Annotated in this window: 1 protein-coding gene; it reads right to left on the bottom strand. The window is 42.3% G+C overall.

Annotated elements, in window-relative coordinates; all coding sequences use genetic code 11:
• Positions 1-284, bottom strand: a 284-nt coding sequence (locus C1E99_RS14565; protein ID WP_193441768.1) for a hypothetical protein, incomplete at both ends; no start/stop codon positions are given.

Genomic DNA, 284 nt, shown 5'->3' with positions numbered 1-284 from the left:
CCGTCTCCGAGTCCGTCTCAGAATCACTTTCTGAATCAGTTAGTGAGTCCATCTCAGAATCAGTCTCAGAATCCATCTCAGAATCAGTATCTGAGTCAGTCTCAGAGTCCGTCAGCGAATCCGTATCAGAGTCAATTTCAGAATCAGTCTCTGAATCAGTGTCTGAGTCAATTTCTGAATCAGTATCAGAATCAATCTCAGAATCAGTGTCTGAGTCAATCTCAGAATCAGTGTCTGAGTCAGTATCAGAATCAATCTCAGAATCAGTGTCTGAGTCAGTATCA

The sequence above is a fragment of the Streptococcus suis genome (assembly GCF_002964045.1).
Lineage (GTDB): Bacteria > Bacillota > Bacilli > Lactobacillales > Streptococcaceae > Streptococcus > Streptococcus suis_U.
This window is presented reverse-complemented; position numbering and strand designations above follow the sequence as displayed.